Raw genomic sequence first — 5,678 nt, 5'->3', positions numbered from 1 at the left:
ATGCGTTCTCCGTTTGTTTCAGTGTAAACGGAAAACCTCTAATTGCGAGCGACCAGTTTTTCGGGGAGGGTTACACAGCCTCAAAACGTAAAAAAGGCTGTAATTTGAAATTACAGCCTTTTTAATCAAAGTAAATTACCTTGGGTTTAAAAATTACGATTTGAAGATTGCTTTTGTGCGAACTCATCAATAAATTCCGGTAATAGTTTCAATCGACAGATCTTGCCAAGCTTATTTTTTGTAATGAGGAGTACAAGACGAATTAGTTTATCGTTCTTATTCTTCATTTTAATAACGGGACTAATCAAAGAATAAAGCTTACGTCTATCGTCGTCGTCAAGTTCTGAAACATCTACTTTAGTTGAATTTAAGCCATGTTTTTTTGACGTAACATTCATCATAGAAAAAATTTCAGAAGAGTGTGCTGGGTGTGTAAATTTAACATCATCCACATAAAGAACTTCTTTCTTATTAGGACTTAATTCATTATCAGCATTAAAAACTGCTGCACCAATTACGCTATCTAGTTTAGTCTGACTGCGGACTGTCTCAACTTTTTTATGAAAATTGGGACTATCTGGATCAACTTCGTCTGCTAATAAAGATTCAGCTGTGAGTACAACTGCATCGTGATGGTCTGTTAACTTTTTCAAAGCCTCCTCTTTTGACAAAGTAGTCTTAATATAGATCTTGCCGTTTTTATATTTAGGCTCTTCAACCATAATAATTTTTCTCTTAGTGATTGAAAAAATAAACGGAACTTTACCAATTGGGATAGCATCATCCTTAAACCCTTGTGTTTCCGCTATTTCCTCTAGATATAGGGTTATTTTATTGATTTTCATATTTACTCCTTAAATATTGTTCTAACACAATCATTAAAACTGCAATTTTCTTATTAACCAATTTACCATTACTTTTTTGATATAATTTCCCTTCTTTTAATTCCATACACATCCAATCCATTAATTCAAAATTTTCAATAAAATATAATTCTAATATTTTAATAACTAGCCCATCGCTCGTTGTACACTTTTTCCAAACATTAATCATTTTAGATAACGTGTCCATATCAGAAAAATCATCAACTATTGAATAAAGGACTTTATGTAACTTTTTATTTATAACAACTTCTAATAAGTTACTAAAATTTATTGTCCTACATTTATCTAACAATCCAAAATCTTTGATAAATTCAATTTCATCCAAATAATCATTAACTTTTTCAAACTTAATGAACTTTGAATTTACTATTAAAATTGAATCTATAACAATTTCATTGTTACTCATATAGTCAATATGACTTTCAGTACAATAATAATTATTTTTTTCATATTTAATTTCATTTACTAAAGCAGTAAATACCCCATCTTTGACTCTACGACTTAAGCGCTTACGATATGCTGCATATCCAATATCAGACAACTCTGAAATATCCTTTAATGTCAATTTCTTAGGGATACAGTTATGGTATCGATAAACATAATTCTGAACATGTATATAGTGCCTAAAAGTGGTATCAACAGAACTATGTCCCATACTTTTAGATAAGGAAAACAGAGCAAATTCAGGATAATTTGAGTACGTTAGATTTCTATATAGTGAGTTTCTTATAGCCATGAAATCATCAGTGTTGTAATAGTCTCTTACTAATGGCGTATTTACATTTAATATTGCTAATAAACTGAAGTTCGCATAACTATGCCTTAAGCTATACAGTTTTCTTTTTTCATCTGACGTCGCTATTTTTAAAAGAAATCTTAGAACATCAAGATCAATATCACTGCTTATTAGATTGTTTCGATTATTCAATCGTGCATTCTTTATCGCTAAATACAAGATCTTTTCATCTACGTCTGATAGTAATCCATCTTGATTACAGATCCGGTTACCCGATCCAGACTTAACTAACTCGTATGGCCTAGAATGTACATAAATTAATTTTCCACCATCTTTGATGTCTGAAATAAATAAATTAAGAATTTCACTAGGTCTGAGACCAAATCTATACATTATTATAGCTATTGATTTATATTCAATTTTTAATTCATTTGGTATGCAATGATAACCATCAATAAGACTGATCAATTTATAAAACTCAAATGGGATTGTGAAAGAACTAGTCGATTTAACTTTATATATTTTCCCATTGAACTTTAGCTCACCTCCAGAAACTAATTTAATGAATCTTTTACATACGCTAAATACTTTGTTTTTATAATTTTCGGACTTTCCATCAATCTCAAGCTGATTTTGTAGAAAACCTAAGAAGTATTCATTCAACCCATGAGGATTTTCTACTATTTCATCTATATCAATAAGTTCTTTTTCTATGAAATGAGAAACATAATTCGTTACTATGCTTAGGTAATCACTAATAGTTTTACCTAATATTCCCTCCCCATTATTTCCAGTCGAAATCAAGTGATAAGTATAATGAAAAATATATACTTCAAATTCGGAAAAATATAGCTCAGACTGCTCTATCAAACTCAATACATTACCTGATATATTTTCAACACCAAATCTAGATAGATTGCTAGCAATATGCATTCTTAAAAGTTGATATTGCTTTTTGTGACTAGCAACTTTGTTATCATTAAACTTTGATATCAATTCATATATGGAAGATAACTCATCATATTTTTCAGACCTTTCAATCAATCCGGATTGGACATCATCAAAGTTCAACCCGTTCTCTGATTTATCTTGAAGCTCTTTGTATTGAGAGTATGAAAGATTGTTAGACAACGAAGAAAGTATTTGGTGTGAATAATTGAAACTCAAAGGGTTAACATCTTTAGTTACACATAGATCCCTCTCTAATTTAGTATCAGTACGATAGACATCATCGATTAATACTTTTATTTCATCATTAATTATATATAGATGGTCATCTTTCAATTCAATACAATGAGAATTGTTTAGAAAGTCTACATCACCTCTTTTATTTATATGTTCAACAACACTACTTCTAAACTTAGTGTCATATATTTCTGAACGAAGAATACTTGATAACCTTTCAGCATTTGATGTATCTACAGAAGTAGAAAGTTTTGGTTTTACTTTTAATCTAATCAATCCGTCAAACACATAATCAATTACTTTGTTTACCATTTTTGGGATATCAGTAATTACTGATAGCATTTTATGACATCGATTATTATATTTGTCACATTCATGACCTAAATATAGACGACCATACTTACCATAAATTCCAGCATCAACCTCTCTAATATATGTCGCAACTAATTGCCTAGGCAAGTTGTATGGTATTTCTTCATTAGGGAATAGTTGTTTTAAGCATAATTTACTGCTTAACATTACATAGTTCAGATCATCTTTAAGGTATCTGAATTTACCAACATTTTTTTGTGACCTAGAATCAGCGCTAATTCCTAAACGATCTTCTATTCTAGATTGAATTTTCTTAGAAAAAATAGAGAATCCCACGTTCAATTCAGAAATAGGCAATATGCGATCTTTATAATTTTTGGGTGTTATCTTATCTAGAACCGAGATATAGGGTTCACTATTGGAATATGTAATGATTTCATCTCGACTCGCTATTTCCTTAACTTCCCTACCTGCAATATTCATCAAGTAGATAAAGGATTTCAAAGACTCAATGTCATTCCAAAACTTTATCAATTTAATTTTTGAAAGAGATTTAATAATCTTCTTTCTTTCTTCAATTGAATCAAAGATTAAATTTATTATTTTTCTGATATTTACAATATCAATGACACATTCACTTCCATGGTAAAGGTTATTGGGTTCTATTTGTGAAGCCTTAAGGCAAGAATCTTCAAATATAGCTTTGATACTACGAGACCATAGATATACTGTTTTTTCTACTTTATGTGATAGATAATATAGGTGATGTCGCTTTGCGAAAGTCGGTTGAGATAAAATTAAAGCAGCTACTTCTTGATCTGATGATTCCATCAAATCTAAGAATAACAGCCTTCTCAGCGATATAGCTCCCTTTCGGCCAGGAAGTATCACATCATTTGGGTCATTATTTTTTAAAACTTTCCAGATTTTTCTAACACTTGATAGATTACTGGCTTTAATGCTTACTTGATCACCTAGATACAATTTAAGAGCATTAATCAAGACATAAGGCAGTGGCAAATCGATGTTTCTGGTAATTGGAGCTTGTATAGGACTATGTTTAACTCTTCGGTACGAATTCCTTGGAACATAATCCCGACGTCTCCATACACCAGAATCAAGGAATATACCTTCACTACCATCATCATTAGCGGATATCTTTAAGTTTTTTAGTTCACTATAATTTTTCGCTGTTATTACAATTATTGACATTGCTAAAGCAACACGCTGATTAGTTTTACTCTTAGGTGATTTTAAATTTTCATTCAAAAATTGAACAATAAATTTTCTTTCCGAGTCTTGCAGATTAGATATCTTATTTTTTATTAATAAATCATTGTCTGTAGCACAAAGCTCATCTTGATAGTCATTGTTGTTACCATTCAATCTTTCATTATAAATATGGAGAAGTTCTATTTTGCTTTGAGAGAAACAATCACAACCAAGTCGTTTGCATAAAAAATCGACTTGCTCTTGCTCATCGACTTGCTCTTTCTCTTGCTCATCAATTTGTTGTTCTACATATTCATTAGAAAAATCACTATCATTTATTATAAAGTCTTTAACTAAAAGATTCTCGTATTGCAGATTGGTTAGTTTGTAAAGTTCTATTATATCCATATTCGAACTCAACATATCATAATAATGCATAAGATGTTTAATTGTGTCAGAAACAGTATGGATCTTAGAGTTAAAACCAGTTACTAAAGACACAATTACATTCTCTGTCAAACTAGTATCTTTATATCTTTCCATAAATTTATTTGCGATTAACTTTCTATTCATGACAATCCCTCTCTTCCTTTTTCTGCAACAACCAATCTGTTACCTCTTCTTTGATCCAACGATTATTTCTGCCAATTTTTATTGGCAGAGGAAATTCACCATCAGAAATATATTTATATATTGTTGACTTCCCGGCAGTCGTTATCTCCGAGACTTCTTTTATATCGATCAATTTCATATCATCCTCACTTTTATATGCGAGTTTAATATTTAGAGAGATCGTGATAGACAGTTACTGGTTTTGAGAAGAAGATATCTATTTGGAATATTAAATTTGTGTATTGAACAGAAATTCGAATGGATTGATTACTATATATCCTCTCTAAGTATTAAAGCTCTTTTTCGGGCATTCCGAGATTTATAGCTATTAGAGAGCTAATCTTTAGGCTGAATTAATCTAAATACTTAAGTTTGATAGGAAATCATGATTTATAAGCTGTGTAAGAACCTTTCTGCTTTTGTAGGAGGCATACACAACACTGTTGTGATAGACACAACGGTGTGGAGACAGACGCAACGGTGTGGAGACAGACGCAACGGTGTGGAGACAGACGCACGGTGTTGAGACAGACGCAACGGTGTGGAGACAGACGCAACGGTGTGGAGACAGACGCAACGGTGTGGAGACAGACGCAACGGTGTTGAGACAGACGCAACGGTGTTGAGACAGACGCAACGGTGTTGAGACAGACGCAACGTTGTTGAGACAGACGCAACGGTGTTGAGACAGACGCAACGGTGTTGAGACAGACGCAACGGTGTTGAGACAGACGCAA

At 31.9% G+C, this 5,678-nt stretch carries 4 protein-coding genes; all 4 read right to left on the bottom strand.

Annotation, left to right across the window (positions count from 1 at the left end; all coding sequences use genetic code 11):
* Window positions 1–146: 146 nt before the first annotated feature.
* Window positions 147–845: a hypothetical protein gene (locus ACVA54_RS19445; RefSeq protein WP_446643462.1), complete on the bottom strand. Its 699-nt coding sequence runs from the start codon at window positions 843–845 to the stop codon at window positions 147–149.
* Complete coding sequence (locus ACVA54_RS19440; protein WP_446649881.1) at window positions 832–4,902, bottom strand: hypothetical protein; 4,071 nt, start codon at window positions 4,900–4,902, stop codon at window positions 832–834. The genes ACVA54_RS19445 and ACVA54_RS19440 overlap by 14 nt, the downstream gene beginning before the upstream one ends.
* Entirely contained in the window at window positions 4,895–5,080 is a 186-nt protein-coding gene (locus ACVA54_RS19435) for a helix-turn-helix transcriptional regulator (protein ID WP_446643459.1), read from the bottom strand. The genes ACVA54_RS19440 and ACVA54_RS19435 overlap by 8 nt, the downstream gene beginning before the upstream one ends.
* Before the next feature lie 251 nt (window positions 5,081–5,331).
* A partial coding sequence (locus ACVA54_RS19430; protein WP_446649880.1) for a hypothetical protein occupies window positions 5,332–5,678 on the bottom strand: 347 nt, incomplete at its 5' end.

Source organism: Vibrio sp. PNB23_22_6, from assembly GCF_052877535.1.
The sequence above is the reverse complement of the archived record's forward strand: the minus strand, read 5'-3'. Positions and strand labels throughout refer to the sequence as shown.

Coding starts and splice junctions, on each gene's coding strand:
- ACVA54_RS19445 (WP_446643462.1), bottom strand. CDS start 845: ATGAAAATCAATAAAATAACCCTATATCTAGAGGAAATAGCGGAAACA.
- ACVA54_RS19440 (WP_446649881.1), bottom strand. CDS start 4,902: ATGAATAGAAAGTTAATCGCAAATAAATTTATGGAAAGATATAAAGAT.
- ACVA54_RS19435 (WP_446643459.1), bottom strand. CDS start 5,080: ATGAAATTGATCGATATAAAAGAAGTCTCGGAGATAACGACTGCCGGG.